Source organism: Tsukamurella pseudospumae, assembly GCF_001575195.1.
GTDB classification, from domain to species: domain Bacteria; phylum Actinomycetota; class Actinomycetes; order Mycobacteriales; family Mycobacteriaceae; genus Tsukamurella; species Tsukamurella pseudospumae.
In genome coordinates this window covers 354,433-368,688 of record NZ_LSRF01000056.1, presented here as the reverse complement: position 1 = coordinate 368,688, position 14,256 = coordinate 354,433, and the positions used below count along the sequence as shown (strand labels likewise).

Annotated in this window: 19 protein-coding genes; 7 read left to right on the top strand and 12 right to left on the bottom strand. The window is 69.2% G+C overall.

Annotated elements, in window-relative coordinates:
* Positions 1-49 precede the first annotated feature (49 nt).
* On the top strand, positions 50-397 hold the full coding sequence (locus AXK60_RS16180; protein ID WP_068572884.1) for an ArsR/SmtB family transcription factor: 348 nt from the start codon (positions 50-52) through the stop codon (positions 395-397).
* Positions 394-801: a Fur family transcriptional regulator gene (locus tag AXK60_RS16175; protein WP_068572543.1), complete on the top strand. Its 408-nt coding sequence runs from the start codon at positions 394-396 to the stop codon at positions 799-801. Before AXK60_RS16180 ends, AXK60_RS16175 begins: the two co-directional genes overlap by 4 nt.
* A 33-nt stretch (positions 802-834) precedes the next feature.
* On the opposite strand, the gene AXK60_RS16170 is transcribed toward AXK60_RS16175, so the two are convergent.
* From AXK60_RS16170 to AXK60_RS16150, 5 genes are read right to left on the bottom strand one after another with little or no spacing between them, the layout of a single operon-like run.
* Positions 835-1,440, bottom strand: a complete 606-nt coding sequence (locus tag AXK60_RS16170; RefSeq protein WP_068572541.1) for a TetR/AcrR family transcriptional regulator — start codon at positions 1,438-1,440, stop codon at positions 835-837.
* Positions 1,437-2,621 (bottom strand): NAD(P)/FAD-dependent oxidoreductase, encoded by a 1,185-nt coding sequence (locus tag AXK60_RS16165; protein WP_068572539.1) that lies wholly within the window; start codon positions 2,619-2,621, stop codon positions 1,437-1,439. Before AXK60_RS16165 ends, AXK60_RS16170 begins: the two co-directional genes overlap by 4 nt.
* Positions 2,618-2,806 carry a rubredoxin gene (locus AXK60_RS16160; RefSeq protein WP_068521261.1) on the bottom strand — a complete coding sequence of 63 codons (189 nt, stop codon included), beginning with the start codon at positions 2,804-2,806 and terminating at the stop codon, positions 2,618-2,620. The genes AXK60_RS16165 and AXK60_RS16160 overlap by 4 nt, the downstream gene beginning before the upstream one ends.
* 50 nt (positions 2,807-2,856) lie before the next feature.
* Positions 2,857-3,018 (bottom strand): rubredoxin, encoded by a 162-nt coding sequence (locus AXK60_RS16155; RefSeq protein WP_068572537.1) that lies wholly within the window; start codon positions 3,016-3,018, stop codon positions 2,857-2,859.
* A complete protein-coding gene (locus AXK60_RS16150) occupies positions 3,015-4,277 on the bottom strand; it encodes an alkane 1-monooxygenase (protein ID WP_068572535.1) in 1,263 nt (420 codons plus the stop codon). The genes AXK60_RS16155 and AXK60_RS16150 overlap by 4 nt, the downstream gene beginning before the upstream one ends.
* A 209-nt stretch (positions 4,278-4,486) precedes the next feature.
* Between AXK60_RS16150 and AXK60_RS16145 the strand changes: the two genes are divergently transcribed.
* From AXK60_RS16145 to AXK60_RS16135, 3 genes are read left to right on the top strand one after another with little or no spacing between them, the layout of a single operon-like run.
* A complete protein-coding gene (locus AXK60_RS16145) occupies positions 4,487-4,915 on the top strand; it encodes a MarR family winged helix-turn-helix transcriptional regulator (protein WP_068572533.1) in 429 nt (142 codons plus the stop codon).
* Between the two features lie 34 nt (positions 4,916-4,949).
* Positions 4,950-5,372: an organic hydroperoxide resistance protein gene (locus AXK60_RS16140; protein WP_068572531.1), complete on the top strand. Its 423-nt coding sequence runs from the start codon at positions 4,950-4,952 to the stop codon at positions 5,370-5,372.
* Between the two features lie 34 nt (positions 5,373-5,406).
* A complete protein-coding gene (locus tag AXK60_RS16135; protein WP_068572528.1) occupies positions 5,407-6,402 on the top strand; it encodes a zinc-binding dehydrogenase in 996 nt (331 codons plus the stop codon).
* Between the two features lie 105 nt (positions 6,403-6,507).
* Here AXK60_RS16135 and AXK60_RS16130 read toward each other — a convergent pair whose 3' ends face one another.
* The 3 genes from AXK60_RS16130 to recO are packed head-to-tail and all read right to left on the bottom strand — an operon-like array spanning position 6,508 to position 8,496.
* The gene (locus tag AXK60_RS16130; protein WP_068572526.1) at positions 6,508-6,918 is read right to left on the bottom strand and encodes a hypothetical protein; all 411 of its coding nucleotides are present in this window, start codon (positions 6,916-6,918) and stop codon (positions 6,508-6,510) included.
* Entirely contained in the window at positions 6,915-7,721 is an 807-nt protein-coding gene (locus tag AXK60_RS16125; RefSeq protein ID WP_068572524.1) for an isoprenyl transferase, read from the bottom strand. Before AXK60_RS16125 ends, AXK60_RS16130 begins: the two co-directional genes overlap by 4 nt.
* The gene (gene recO / locus AXK60_RS16120) at positions 7,699-8,496 is read right to left on the bottom strand and encodes a DNA repair protein RecO (protein ID WP_068572882.1); all 798 of its coding nucleotides are present in this window, start codon (positions 8,494-8,496) and stop codon (positions 7,699-7,701) included. Before recO ends, AXK60_RS16125 begins: the two co-directional genes overlap by 23 nt.
* A 420-nt stretch (positions 8,497-8,916) precedes the next feature.
* Here recO and AXK60_RS16115 point away from each other — a divergent pair, with 420 nt between their 5' ends.
* Positions 8,917-9,135 carry a hypothetical protein gene (locus AXK60_RS16115; RefSeq protein WP_068572521.1) on the top strand — a complete coding sequence of 73 codons (219 nt, stop codon included), beginning with the start codon at positions 8,917-8,919 and terminating at the stop codon, positions 9,133-9,135.
* A gap of 22 nt (positions 9,136-9,157) precedes the next feature.
* Here the strand turns inward: AXK60_RS16115 and era are convergent, their stop codons facing one another.
* From era to ybeY, 4 genes are read right to left on the bottom strand one after another with little or no spacing between them, the layout of a single operon-like run.
* Positions 9,158-10,114, bottom strand: a complete 957-nt coding sequence (gene era / locus AXK60_RS16110; protein ID WP_231855597.1) for a GTPase Era — start codon at positions 10,112-10,114, stop codon at positions 9,158-9,160.
* Positions 10,111-10,434, bottom strand: coding sequence for a cytidine deaminase (locus tag AXK60_RS16105; RefSeq protein ID WP_068572519.1), 324 nt, complete (start codon positions 10,432-10,434; stop codon positions 10,111-10,113). Before AXK60_RS16105 ends, era begins: the two co-directional genes overlap by 4 nt.
* Positions 10,431-11,747, bottom strand: a complete 1,317-nt coding sequence (locus AXK60_RS16100) for a hemolysin family protein (protein WP_068572517.1) — start codon at positions 11,745-11,747, stop codon at positions 10,431-10,433. Before AXK60_RS16100 ends, AXK60_RS16105 begins: the two co-directional genes overlap by 4 nt.
* A 3-nt stretch (positions 11,748-11,750) precedes the next feature.
* Positions 11,751-12,290, bottom strand: a complete 540-nt coding sequence (gene ybeY, locus AXK60_RS16095; protein ID WP_068572515.1) for an rRNA maturation RNase YbeY — start codon at positions 12,288-12,290, stop codon at positions 11,751-11,753.
* Between the two features lie 186 nt (positions 12,291-12,476).
* Here ybeY and AXK60_RS16090 point away from each other — a divergent pair, with 186 nt between their 5' ends.
* Positions 12,477-14,252 carry a serine/threonine-protein kinase gene (locus AXK60_RS16090; protein WP_068572513.1) on the top strand — a complete coding sequence of 592 codons (1,776 nt, stop codon included), beginning with the start codon at positions 12,477-12,479 and terminating at the stop codon, positions 14,250-14,252.
* Positions 14,253-14,256 lie beyond the last annotated feature (4 nt).

The window sequence follows — 14,256 nt, the reverse complement described above, 5'->3', positions numbered from 1 at the left end:
CATATGAAAATGATTGTTGATAACAGGAGGTGTTCCCATTCCCACCGACATCGACATCGTCGCCGAGTGTCCCGTCGATCCCGAGTTCGCGCGGACCGCGCAGCCCGATCCCGAGGTGCTCACCGCCACCGGCGACCTGCTGCGCGCCCTGGCCGCGCCGGTCCGGATCTCGATCGTGCTCGAGCTGATGCACTCCGAGCTGTGCGTGCACCAACTGGTCGACGCGCTCGGCGTGACCCAGCCGCTGGTCAGCCAGCACCTGCGCGTCCTCAAGTCCGCGGGCGTGGTGCGCGGCGAGCGCAACGGCCGGGAGATCATCTACCGCCTCGTCGACGACCACCTGGCGCACATCGTGGTCGACGCCGTGGCCCACGCCGCCGAACGGGCGAGCGCATGACCGGCGAGACGTCACGCGGCACGGGCGTCCGCGCAACCAAGCAGCGGGGCGCCATCACCCACGCGCTGCGGTCGGTGTCGGAGTTCAAGTCGGCGCAGGAGCTGCACGAGCAGTTGCGCACCGACGGGGAGTCGATCGGCCTGACCACGGTGTATCGGAACCTGCAGGCGATGGCCGACGCGGGCGCCGTCGACACCCTGCGCACCGACAGCGGCGAGGCCCTGTTCCGCCTGTGCTCCGACGAGCACCATCACCACCTGGTGTGCCGGGAGTGCGGGCGCACCGTCGAGGTCACGGACCGGTCCGTGGAGGCGTGGTCCGCCCGGACGGCCGCCGCCCACGGCTTCACGGAGGTCACCCACACGCTGGAGATCTTCGGGCGGTGCGCCGACTGCTCGGCGTAGCGGCCCCGGCGGCCCGACGGGGCGCCCCGGGCGTCAGGCCCGGACGGCCTGGGTGAGGAACGGCGAGAGCACCTGGGAGACCTCGCGCGCGGCCTCGTCCGGCCCCTCGATCGGCATCGTCAGGTGACTGAAGGCCAGGCGCACCAGCACCCCCGCGGCGACCTGCGCCTCGGACCGCCGGACCTGCGCCCAGCTCATCGCGAGGATCTCCGCGAGCCCCTCGGTGGCCCGCTGCATGATGGGCGTACCGTCGACCGTCACGATGCCCATGAGGTCGCGGTGCGGGTTCGGGCCCACGATGTTGAGCACCACCGGGTCACCCATGCCGATCTGGAACACCCCGCGCATCGCGTCCTCGACGGCCTCGCCGATCCGGCCGGGGTTCGCGTCGATCCGCTCCTGCACGAAGGCCAGCAGTCCATCGACGAATCGGGTCACGTAGGCCACGGCCATGCCCTTGCGGGAGCCGAACTCGTTGTAGAGCGTCTGCCTGCTGACGCCGGCCTCACGGGCGACGGCCGCCATGGTGACGGCCGACCACTCGCGCCCCCGCAGGAAGCCGCTCACGGCGTCGAGCGCCTGATCGCGCACGGACTGCTTGGGGGCGGCGTCGGCGTCACGCCCGGCGAGGACCGTCATCGCGCGACCGCCGCCGCGATCTGCTCGGACAGCTCGCCGCGCACCGCGCGCAGTTCCTTGGGGCGGCCCATCGCGATGGCACCGACGAGTGCGCCGCCGCGGTTGCAGCGGGCGAAGAAGGCACCACCCGAATTCGTGTCCATCGAACCGTCCACCTCCAGCGCGTCGTCCGCCGCGGGCCACCCCGCGAACTGCAGCACCGCACCGAACTGGGCCGACCAGCCCCACGGGACCGTGGGCGCCGACGACTCGCCGAGGAGCACCTGCGCGACGGCCGTGCCCTGGTCCTGTGCCGCCGACCAGTTCTCGGCCCGGTAGCTGCCGCCGTCCAGCGGATGGGGCACCCGGGCGCAGTCGCCGATGGCGTACACGCCCTCGGCGGATGTGCGGTACCGCTCATCGACCAGGATACCGTCGTCCACCCGCAGTGCCAGCCGCTCGGCGAGCCCGGTGTCGGCGACGGAGCCCACCGCGACGACGAGCAGATCCGCGACCAGGGCCGCACCGTCGGGCAGCGCGACCGCGACCTGGTCGGTCTCGACGGTGATCTCGCCCGGCCGGACGCCGAGCAGCAGATCGATCCCGGCGTCGCGCTGCAGGCCGGCCAGTCGCTCCCCGATCGACGGGGGCACGACGCGCACCAGGGGCAGGGGCGCGGGTTCGATGACGGCGACCGAGGCGCCCAGCTTCGCGGCGGCCGAGGCCACCTCCGAGCCGATCAGACCCGCGCCGAGCACGATCACGCTGCCGGCCCGGCCCAGCTCGTCGCGCAGCCCGACGGCGTCGGCGAAGTCGCGGAGGTACCGCACGCGCGGCCCGGGCGGCAGGCCCGGCAGGCGCCGGGACGCGCCGCCGGTGGCCAGCACGAGCGAGCCGTAGGTGAGGGCGGCACCGTCAGACAGTTCCAGCGTGCGCGGGCCGGTCTCACCACCGGTCACGGTGACCCCGGTGCGGACCTCGACGTCGATGTCGGACCAGTGCGCTGCGGGCTTGATGAGGGCCTTCTCGACCGGCATGCCCGCGAGCAGCACGTCTTTCGACAGCGTGGGGCGCCGGTACGGGAGGTGCGGATCGCGCCCGATGAGGGTCACGTCCCCGTCGTATCCGCCGGTCCGCAGCGCCAGGGCCGCGGTGGCGCCGGCGACGCCCGTACCGACGATCACCACACCGTCGGTGCTCATGCTCGGGAAACCTCGACCATCTCGAAGTCGGCCTTGGCGGCACCGCAGTCGGGGCAGGACCAGTCGTCGGGGATGTCGTCCCAGCGGGTGCCGGGCTCGATGCCGTCCTCGGGCCAGCCCTCGGCCTCGTCGTACTCGAACCCGCACTGGAGGCAGCGGAACAGCTTGAAGGGTGCGTCACTCATGATGGATTCCTTTCTCGTTCTTCCTGATTCGTTCGTGCGGTCGCGCTCGTTCAGACCGGCTCGAAGTCGATCTTGTCGCGGACGCCGCAGTCGGGGCAGTTCCAGTCGTCGGGGATGGCGGCCCAGGCGGTGCCGGCGGGCCAGCCCTCCCTGGGGGCACCGGCGGCCTCGTCGTAGACGTAACCGCACACGGGGCACTTGAAGGCGCTCATGCCGCGGCCTGCTCTCCGCCCGCGGGGGCGCCGTACCGGGCCAACACCTTGTCCCGGACACGGGGATGGATGTTGACCTTGGTGATGTCACCGTCGTAGTGGTCGAGGACGCGGTGGTCCATCAGCCGGCGCCACAGGGGCGGGAAGTAGGTCACGCCGATCAGCGTGGCGTAGCCCTGGGGCAGCGACGGAGCCTCCTCGAACGACCGGAGGGTCTGGTAGCGGCGCGTGGGGTTCGCGTGGTGATCACTGTGCCGCTGCAGGTGGTACAGGAAGACATTGGTGATGATGCGGTCGGAGTTCCAGGAGTGCTTGGGGGCGCAGCGCTCGTACCGGCCGGAGGCCAGCTTCTGGCGCAGCAGTCCGTAGTGCTCGAGGTAGTTCACCGACTCCAGCAGACTGAATCCGTACACGCCCTGGATGATCAGGAAGGGCAGCACGTACCAGCCGAAGACCGCGACCAGGGCGCCGAACAGGACGACGGTCATGAGCCAGGCGTTGAGCACGTCGTTCTTCAGGGTCCACGGGCTCTTGCCGAGACGCTCCAGGCGGGTCTTCTCGAGGTTCCACGAGGACTTCAGGCTGCCCCACACGCTGCGCGGCAGGAACTCCCAGAAGGTCTCGCCGAAGCGGCCGCTGGCCGGATCCTCCGGGGTGGCGACACGGACGTGGTGGCCGCGGTTGTGCTCGATGAAGAAGTGGCCGTACATGGCCGGCGCGAGGGTGAGCTTGGCGATCCACCGCTCGTTCTCGGGCTTCTTGTGGCCGAGCTCGTGGCCGGTGTTGATCGCGATCCCCGCGACGACGCCCAGGCTGAGGGTGATGCCGATCTGGCTGATCAGGCTGAGCCCGCCGCCGTCGGCGTAGACGCCGCCGAGCCAGCTGAGGTCATCGGCGGTGATGAAGTAGCACATCGCCACCAGCGACAGGAGCTGGAAGGGCAGGAAGATGTAGGTGAGCCAGCGGTAGTACATGGAGTTCTCCAGCGCCTCCATCACCTCCTCCGGCGGGTTCTCCCCGTCGTCGCCGGCCTTGATGTCGACGATCGGGAGGATCACGTACAGCAGGAGCGGGCCGATCCACCAGAGCACCGGCGCGAGGTACATCAGCGGGGTGCTGCCGATGCCCAGCAGAACTATGAGCCCGACGGCGAAGAACAGTGCGGTGGGAACGAACAGGCCCCACAGCCACAGACGCTTCTTGTGGTCCGTCCAGACTGCGGGGTTGCCGTCCGCGTCGATATAAGCCAGGCCCTTCATGGTGCCCTCCCTATCGTTGGCGCCCCGGGCGGGGCTGTGACTGATGTCATACGCTCTGGGACGAGTATTTGACAGCTGAGCCACATTTGTCAAGCGCTCTCTGGACAGTTTTCGATCTGTTGTAAACCTGCAGGTAGACAGCGCAGTCCGGTTTGTCGATGGGCCGCCTTTCAGTTGCGCACAATCGAATTGCGTGCAATCATTCTCGGGTGGATGCGGACCAGACACTCGACTCGCAGCTGTGCTTCGCCCTGTACTCGGCGGCGAAGGTGGCCTCCAACGCGTACCGCGAGGAGCTCGCGGCACTCGGGCTCACGTACACCCAGTACGTGACCCTGCTCGCCCTCTGGGAGCAGGACGCCGTCACGGTGCGCGCGCTCGGCGAACGCCTCCAACTCGACAGCGGCACACTCTCGCCCCTCCTCAAGCGTCTGGAGGGGATGGGCTACGTGGAGCGCCGCCGCGACAGGTCGGACGAACGCCTGGTCACGGTCCACGTCACCGACGCCGGCCGCGCCCTCCAGCCCGCGGTCGCGGCCGCCCGGCGGCGCGTGTACGAGGGCTTCGACTTCCCCGTCGAGGACGCCGTCCGGCTCCGCGATCTCGCCATCCGCTTCAGCGAAGCGCACACCCGATAGAACCCACAGACCCCTCACGAACAGGAGATCAGACATGGACGCCGTCTACACAGCCGAGGCCATCGCCACCGGAGCCGGCCGCGACGGGCGCACCCGTACCGACGACGGGCGGGTCGACCTGCAGCTGGCCATCCCGAAGGAGATGGGCGGCTCCGGCCAGGGATCGAACCCCGAGCAGCTCTTCGCCGCGGGCTACGCCGCGTGCTTCCACTCCGCCCTCCAAATGGTCGCGCGGTCGCAGAAGGTCGACCTGGGCGACTCGAGCGTCGGAGCCCGGGTCGGCATCGGCCCCAACGGATCCGGTGGCTTCGGCCTCACCGTGGCCCTCGAGGTCATCATCCCCGAGATCGAGCACGACGCCGCCCAGGCGCTCGCCGATGCGGCCCACCAGGTCTGCCCCTACTCGAACGCGGTGCGCGGTAACGTCGACGTCACCGTGACCGTGGCCGACGACTGATCCGCTTCACCACCCCACGAAGGAGACATCCCCCATGCGCGCTTTGATCCAGGACCAGTTCGGCGACCCCGCGAGCGTCCTGTCCGTCCGCGAGGTCCCGCTCCCCGAGCCCCGCCCCGGCCAGGTCCGGATCCGGACCCTGCTCTCCCCCATCCACAATCACGATCTCTGGACCGTGAAGGGCGACTACGGCTACAAGCCCACGATGCCCGCCGCCGCCGGCTCCGAGGCCGTCGGCGTCATCGACGCCCTCGGCGAGGGGGTCGAGGGGTTCACCGTCGGCCAGCGCGTCGCCACCGGTTCGGCGTTCGGCACCTGGGCGGAGTACTTCGTCGCCGGAGCCGCAGGCCTGATGCCCGTCCCCGACACGATCCCGGACGAGGCCGCCGCGCAGCTGTTCTCGATGCCCTTCAGCGCGATCAGCCTGCTCGACTACCTGAACGTCCAGCCCGGCCAGTGGATCGTGCAGAACACCGCGAACGGCATGGTCGGTCGCATGCTGGCGCAGCTCGCCACCGCCCGCGGGATCAACGTCACGGGCCTGGTCCGACGGTCCGCCGCCATCGACGAGCTCGCGACCTTCGGCGTGACGAACGTGATCGCCACCGACACCGAGGGCTGGCGCGCACGCGCCAAAGAGCTTGCGGGCGAGGCCGGCTACGCGGCCGCCGTCGACTCGATCGGCGGCGCGGCGAGCACCCAGCTCGCCCTGCTCCTCGGCCAGCGCGGCACTCTCGTCTCGTTCGGCGCGATGAGTGCCACCAACCCCGGCGAGGGCGCGATGCTGGAGATCCCCGTCAACGTCGCGATCTTCAAGGAGATCGTCGTCAAGGGCTTCTGGGGCCGCACCGTGAGCCAGGAGATGGATCCCGCGAAGCGGGCCGAGCTGATGGGCGAGGTCGTCCAGGGCGTCGCCGCGGGCACGCTCGCGCTCCCGGTCGACGGCGTTTTCGGCATCGACGAGATCTCCGCCGCTGCCGCCGCGAGCGGCCGCGCCGGCCGCGTCGGCAAGGTCCTGCTGCGTCCCTGACCGCTGCCGATCGAGGCCCGACGGTGCTCGGCACCGTCGGGCCTCGGCGTATCCGGACGACGGGGCCGTCTGCGGAGAGGCGTGCGGTCGGAGGTGCCCCAGCCGCTACTCGGCGACCAGCCGCCGGCGCGCGTCGAGGCCCTGGGCCAGCACGAACAGCACGAACTCGCGGAGCGCATGCCCCGCGAGCGTGCCGGCGGGGAACGAGTAGTGCAGCACCAGATCGGCCGACACCTCCCGCTCCATGAGCCGCAGCGAGCCGAACTGCACCGTCTCCGCGACGGACCGGACGTCGGCGCGCAGGTCCTCGCTGAGCGGGAGGTCCCAGGCCACGACCTGGGTGAGCGAATACACGTCCACGTCACGGGCGAGCTCGAACACCTGGACCGAGGCGGGCGTATCCCCGAAATCGATGAGCACCGCCTGACTCTCGTCGCGGCGCAGCGCGACACCGTCGGCCAGCGCGGACTCGAGGCGCGACCGCAGCGCGTCGAGGCGGGGGTCCTGTGCCGTCACTGCGCGCCCCCGAACCGGCGGTCGCGCTTGGCGTACTCGAGGCACGCGGCCCAGAGGTTGCGGCGGTCGAAGTCCGGGAAAAGCGTGTCCTGGTAGACGTATTCGGCGTAGGCACTCTCCCACAGCAGGAAGTTCGAGCTCCGCTTCTCGCCGGACGGGCGGAGGAACAGGTCCACGTCTGGCATGTCCGGCTGGTACAGGTACTGCTGGAAGGACTGCTCGGTGATGCGCTCCGGGTTGATCTCCCCCGCCGCCGCCCGCCGCGCGATCTCCCGTGCGGCGTCGACGATCTCGGCGCGGCCGCCGTAGTTGACGCACATCGTCAGGGTCATGACGGTGTTGTTCTTCGTGAGCTCTTCGGCGACCTCGAGCTCCTTGATCACGCTGGCCCACAGGCGCGGCCGACGACCGGCCCACTTCACCCGCACACCCATCTCGTGCATCTCGTCGCGGCGGCGCCGGATCACATCGCGGTTGAAGCCCATGAGGAAGCGCACCTCCTCGGGGCTGCGCGACCAGTTCTCGGTCGAGAAGGCGTACGCCGACAGCTGTTTCACGCCGATCTCGATGCACCCGCAGACGGTGTCCATGAGCACGGCCTCGCCGCGCTTGTGGCCCTCGGTGCGGGCCATTCCGCGTTCCTTGGCCCACCGGCCGTTGCCGTCCATCACGAGGGCGACGTGGTTCGGGACCAGCTCCGCGGGGATCTCCGGGGGCGTCGCGCCGGAGGGGTGCGGGTCCGGTGGCCTGACGGTGACCGGTGCCGGTGGTGTCTTCGACCTACCCCGCCGCAGTCCCGGCACCGTCGACCTCCCTCTCACCGGCCGCGAGGGCCGGACTGTGCGGCGCGTGCCGCTCGATCATCGGCAGCGATCGCAGCTGCCGTCCCACGTGCCACTGTAGGTGCGCGGCTGCCAGGCCCGCGCCCTGCCTGCGCACCCGGTCGCCCATCGTCTCGGCGAAGTCGAAATCGGCCCGGGCCAGCGCGGCCATCAGGTCCAGCACGCCCTGCCCCGGCACCGCCGACCCCGACGGGCGACAGTGCACGCAGACAGCGCCGCCCGCGGCCACGTGGAAGGCGCGGTGCGGCCCCTCGTCGCCGCACCGGGCACACAGCGTGAGCGCGGGCGCCCAGCCCGCGGAATCCATGGCGCGCAACAGGAACGAGATCAGCACGAGGTCGCGGTCGCGCACGCCCGCCGCGATCGCCCGCAGGGCCCCGACGGTGAGCCGGTGCAGCTCCGGCGCGGGGGCCCGCTCCTCGCCCGCGAGCCGCTCCGCGGTCTCGATCACCGTGCAGGCGGTGGTGTACCGGCCGTAGTCGCCCGCCAGATCGCCCGAGTAGGCGGCGATGGAGTGCACCTGCGTCACCACGTCCAGGCTGCGACCGGGATGCAGCTGCAGGTCCACGTGGGCGAACAGCTCCAGCCGGGCACCGAACCGCGACCGCGGCCGGCGCACCCCCTTCGCCACCGCGCGGACCAGTCCGTTCTCCCGGGTCAGCAGCGTGAGGATGTAGTCGGCCTCCCCCAGCTTGTGCTGCCGCAGCACCACAGCGCTGTCCCGGTACGACCTCATACCCTCCATCATCCCACCCCGCGCCGACAGATGCGCCCGTGCCGCGCGGCGCGCCCGGAACATGTCGGTGGCCGGGTCCATGATGGCGAGCAGCATCGGATTTCTTCGGGGGGAGAAAACATGACACCGGGATGGGCCACGATCATCGTCGGCACGGCGGCCGTCGTGATGGCGATCGTGACGATCGGCCAGAAGCGGACTCGCGGACAATCGTAAGGAGTGGTGGACGCGGTTCCAGTGGGCACTCGACGCCACGTACGCCGCAGAAGGCGACCGGCGCCGCGACGCCTGGGCGATCCTCGACGATCTCGTCGTATCGCCGCTCATCACCACGACGGAGAACGGGGTGGCGATGTACATGACACTGACGCGATACCGAGGCGATAATGGTGGTAGCTCTCGGTCCACAGGAGGTGAGCGATGACATCGATCAAGGAGCCCGTGACGCTGGAGGAACGGCGCGCGATGATCCGCGTGATCGTCTCAGGGCTGCACAAGTACGGCCGGCCGGTGTCGCAGCAGATGCAGGACTTCGTCGACGGAAAAGTCGACGATCCCGGCCCGCTGCCGTCGCCGGAGAGCCTCCTCCGGCTCCGTGACATCAAGCCCCGCTGGTGGCAGCGGCTCCTGGGTCGGTAGCGGCGAACTCTAGAAGAGAACTCTAGAAGCCCAGCCGCCCCAGCTGCTTCGGGTCGCGCTGCCAGTCCTTCGCGATCTTCACGTGCAGTGAGAGGTACACCTTGCGGCCCAGGAGCTTCTCGATCTCCTCGCGTGCCGCGGTACCCACCGACTTCAGGCGCGAGCCGCCCTTGCCGATGATGATCGCCTTCTGCGACGACCGCTCCACGTACAGCAGCGCGTGCACCTCGAGCAGGGCGGGCTTGCCGGACTTCTCCTGCGCCTCCGTCTTCTCCCGCTCGACCACCTCCTCGATGACCACGGCCAGCGAGTGCGGAAGCTCGTCGCGCACGCCCTCGAGCGCCGCCTCACGGATCAGCTCGGCCATCATCGTGTCGTCGTCGGTGTCGGTGACCTCGCCGTCCGGGTAGAACGCGGGACCCGGCTTCATCTTCGAGGCGACCAGCTGCACCAGCTCCTCGACCTGCTGGCCCGACGTCGCCGACACCGGGATCACGTCGCAGTCCTCCCCCAGGAACTTCGACACCGCCAGCAGCTGTTCGGCGACCCTGTCCCGGCCCACCTTGTCGATCTTCGTGACCACGCCCATCAGCTGCGTGCGCGGCGCCATGTGCCGCACCTGATCGAGGATGTACTTGTCGCCGGGGCCGATCTTCTCGTCCACCGGGATGGTCAGGCAGATGAGGTCGACCTCGGAGTAGGTGTCGCGGACCAAGTCGTTGAGCCGCTGCCCCAGCAGGGTCCGCGGGCGGTGCAGGCCGGGCGTGTCCACCAGCACCAGCTGGCAGTCGGGCCGGTTGACGATGCCGCGGATCGTCGAGCGGGTCGTCTGCGGCCGCGAACTCGTGATGGCCACCTTGGTCCCGACCAGGGCGTTGGTCAGCGTGGACTTGCCCGTGTTGGGCCGTCCCACGAAACACACGAATCCGGATCGGAAGTCCTCGCCTCCATCGCCGTCCACCTGGATCTCCTCGGTCACCGTCGGGCCTCCCCGCGCTCGTCGAACAACAGAATCGGCGCCGCCGGCGACATCTCGTGCACTGCCACGGCTCCGGCGTCGGCACCGTCGGCCTCCCCCACGAGCACAGCGGCCTCGAAGCCCTCCGCCCCGGACCCCAGCGCGGTCGCAACCGCGACCTGCAGCCCCGTCAGCGCCAGGGACCGCAGGGCGACGGGCGCCCCGGAGTACGTGCGGCCGTCGAGATCCCGGACCGCCGCGCCGTGCGCGGCCCCGGCCCGGCCCATCGCGCCGCGCGCCAGAGTCACCAGCTTGCGGTCCTCGTCGGAGACGTCGATCACGCGGATTCCTTCTCGTCGGTGGTGGAGCCGTCGTCGGACGACTCCGGCTCGGTCACTGCTCGGTGCACGAGCACCGTGGTGATCCGCATCCTCCCACGCCGGTTCGTGGTGCCCTCCGCCTCGAGCATCAGCCCGTGCGCGCGGGCCTCGGAACCCGGCAGGGGCACGCGACCGAGAGCGAGGCCGAGTAGTCCGCCGACGGTGTCGACCTCGTCCTCCTCGATGTCCTCGCCGAACAGCTCCCCGAGGGTCTCGAGATCGAGGCGCGCGGACACCCGGAAGAGCCCGTCGCCGAGCTCTTCGACGGGCGCGATCTCGCCGGCGTCGTACTCGTCGGTGATCTCGCCGACGATCTCCTCGAGGACGTCCTCGATCGTGACGAGGCCGGCGATCGAGCCGTACTCGTTGACCAGCACGGCCATGTGATTGTTCGTGTGCTGCATCTCGCGGAGCAGGGCGTCGACCGGCTTCGAGTCGGGCACGAAGACCGCCGGCCGGGCCATCCGGCCCACCTCGATCGCGTGCCGGTCGGCACCGTCGGGCAGGGCGACGAGGTCCTTGAGGTAGACCACGCCCCGCACGTCGTCGACGTTCTCCCCGATGACGGGGATGCGCGAGTGACCCGAGCGCACCGCGAGGCGCGTGGCCTGCGAGACGGACTTGTCCGCCTCGATCCACACGATCTCGGGGCGCGGGACCATGACCTCGCGGGCAGCGGTGTCCCCGAGCTCGAAGACGGACTGGATCATCTTGCCCTCGTCCTCGGCGACCACGCCGCGCTGCTGCGCGAGGTCCACGAGCTCACGCAGCTCGACCTCCGTCGCGAACGGGCCGTTGCGGTAGCCGCGACCCGGCGTGATGGCGTTACCGAGGAGGATGAGCAGCCGGGTGATCGGCCCCATGAGGATCGCGATCGCCTGCAGCACCACGGCCGCGGTGCAGCCCAGCGTGTACGCGTGTTGCCGGCCGAGGGTGCGGGGCCCGACGCCGATCAGGACGTAGCTGATCACCGTCATCAGCGTTGCGGTGAGCACCGCGGTCCACACCACCGTCAGGTAGCGATCGAGGACGAGGAAGACCAGCACGGTGGCGAGCACCTCGCACGCCGTGCGCAGCAGCACCACCAGGTTGACGTACATCGGGCGGTTGATCAGCACGCGCTGCAGGCGCCGCGCGCCCGGACGGCCGTCCTCGACGAGGTCCTCCACCCGAGCCGGGGACACCGTCAGCAGCGCCGAGTCGAGCGCCGCGAACAGTCCGCCCAGGAGGACGAGCCCGACGACGCCGACGATCAGCAGGATCGACGAGAACACGCGTCAGTCCCGCCGCCCCAGGAAGCCCGTGCGGCCCAGCAGCTTGTCGTCGCGCGCCGACTGCCGGGCCAGGCGGTCGCGCTCGCGCTGCTGCGCGTAGTAGTCGGCGAGGATGCCGTCCTGGAGCGCGAACATCTCCCGCTCCTCCTCCGGCTCGGCGTGATCGAAGCCGAGCAGGTGCAGCACGCCGTGCACGGTGAGCACATTGAGCTCATGGCCCGTCGAATGTCCGGCGGCCTCGGCCTGCTCCGCCGCGAACTGCGGGCACAGCACGATGTCGCCGAGGGTCGCGGGGCCCGCGTCCACCATGTCCGGCCGGCCGCCCGGCGTGAGCTCGTCCATCGGGAAGCTCATCACGTCGGTGGGGCCGGGCAGGTCCATCCACTTCACGTGCAGGTCGGCCATGGTGTCCAGGTCGACGGCGAGCATGTTCAGCTCGGCGCCCGGGTGCACGTCCATCGCGGCGATGGCGAACGCGGCCACCGCCACGACCTCCGCCTCGTCGACGTCGAAACCGGACTCGTTGGCGAATTCGATGCTCAATCCTGATCCCTTCGCACCAGCGAGGCGCGGACGAAATTGCTGGTCAGTTGCTATCCCAGTGTACCGCGCGGTTCGCCGACGGATCGCCTCGGATCGATCGCACGTTCGCGACACGGCCCGAAGATTCCTCGGACCCATGACTCACTATGATTCCGCCATGCTCATTCGCCGCGGGTGCCACACGTCATGACGATCACTGACGGTTCCGACTTCGGCCGCTACCGGATCATCTCGAAGATCGGGGCAGGCGGAATGGGCCAGGTCTTCCGGGCGTTCGATACGCAAACGAACCGGGAAGTCGCCCTGAAGGTCCTCCCCGCGGATTTCGCCACCAGCCCGGAGTTTCGCGAGCGGTTTCAACGCGAATCTAATCTGGTTGCAGGACTTCGCGAACCTCACATCATCCCGATTCACGATTTCGGCGATATCAACGGGCAGCTCTTCCTCGACATGAGGCTCATCGACGGCGTCGACGCACGTACGATTCTCTTGTCCGAGGGTCCACTGTCACCGCACCGAGCCATCGCGATCATCGACCAGGTCGCGGCGGCTTTGGACGCCGCGCATGCGGTCGGTCTCGAGCACCGCGACGTCAAGCCGGCGAACATCCTCGTCGCCGATCGCGACTTCGTCTACCTCATCGATTTCGGCATCGCGCGAGCTGCAGGCGAAACCGGTCTGACGAGCACCGGCTTGACCATCGGCACATTCGCGTACATGGCACCTGAACGATTCGGTGGCGGCGAGTCGGACCATCGGGCTGACGTGTACTCACTCGCATGCGTTCTGTACGAGCTGCTGACCGGTACTACCCCGTTCCCGGGAAAGAACGTCGAGCAGCAAATAGCCGGGCACTTGCACTTTCCGCCTCCGCAACCGACCGCACTCGTCCCAGGTCTTCCTGCTCCGTTCGACGCAGTCGTTGTGCGCGGCATGGCCAAGATACCGGAGGATCGATTCGAGACAGCCGGAGAATTGGCGGCCGCCGCAAGCGCTGCGCTCATCGGCGAGCCGAATTCCTCATCGATCGATGCCGATCCCACCGATGTGTCTTCGGCGAGCGATGCACCCACCGTGCTCAGGTCCGACTACGCGGTCACCACGACATCAGTCCCTCGACCTTCAGATCCTCGAAGGCCCGAGCCGAAAAAGGCATCCAAGCGCAACATGGCCGTTGCGATCGGTGTTGCCGGCGCAGTGATCACCGCAGGCGGCGTCTATTCATTCGCCGCATCGGATCGCACCAGCACAACCGTGGCGGCCCCGACGTCGACGACTCAGGAGTCTGTCGCGTCACCCGGCTCAAGGCCGCCGACCAAGACAACAGCTTCACGCAGCGCGGGAACAGCAGGGGTCAAGCAGGTCGAGGTGATCGGTTTCACGCAGGTCGGAACCGACGTAAGCGTCCGGATCCACAATCCGAATCCGTCGGTCGGCCTGGTGCGCAGTGGGTACGAGCTGACTCTCCTCGACAGCTCCGGATCCGTCATCGCGACACAGGGGCAGGGAGGCGTAGCCGGCACCGTTCTCAACACCGTCTATCAGCTTCCACCGAATGCCGACTACGGGATCACCGCCGATGCCCCTGCCGGAAAGAAGGTCGACTCGGTGGAGCTGACGATCCTCGGCAAATGGCACGACTGGGGATCGATCAACGCACCGGGCGTATCCGTCACATCCCCCTCGATCAAGGACCCGACGTCGACCTACGGCCCGACGGTCGTCGGACGACTCTCATTGCAAGGCGGGAGCCCGGCCAATGTGATGGTGCAGTCGTTCGTCTCGACGCCTGCGGGATCGGTCGTCTCCTCGGTGGTGGTCGACTGCGTGCGAAACGGCGAGCCTCGATCGTTCGAGGCAATGTCGTTCGCCAAGACCGCCGGACCGTTCACCGTCGAGAAGACAGTCGCATACCCGACGTCGGTCGACGGTGTCGAGCCGAGCTACCCGGCGCGGTGCTGAGAAT